This is a genomic window from Bacillus cereus group sp. N24 (assembly GCF_016483345.1).
GTDB lineage: Bacteria > Bacillota > Bacilli > Bacillales > Bacillaceae_G > Bacillus_A > Bacillus_A toyonensis.
In genome coordinates this window covers 1-286 of record NZ_JAEHCA010000128.1, presented here as the reverse complement: position 1 = coordinate 286, position 286 = coordinate 1, and the positions used below count along the sequence as shown (strand labels likewise).

Genomic DNA, 286 nt, shown 5'->3' with positions numbered 1-286 from the left:
TTCGTTCCTTCTACTTTTGTTTCGCCTACTTTTGTATTTGTAATGTCATAACCTTTTACCTCTGATTTATATCCATCCACTGGTTGTTCTTTCACTTCATACTTGTATGCATTTCCTTCGGCATCATATGCTGCTAAATCTGTAAACGCATATTTCCATTCACCTGCTGCGCTCACTTCTTTTGTTGCGATCACTTTGCCATTTTGTAGTAGATCAATCTTGATCATTTCCGGACGGTTTTTTACATTTCCATCCTTCCATGTCTTCGTTCCTTCTACTTTTGTTT

General features: G+C 37.4%; 1 protein-coding gene. It reads right to left on the bottom strand.

Annotated elements, in window-relative coordinates; all coding sequences use genetic code 11:
- On the bottom strand, nt 1-286 hold a 286-nt coding region (locus tag JDS95_RS30705; RefSeq protein WP_199691065.1), incomplete at both ends, for a Cna B-type domain-containing protein.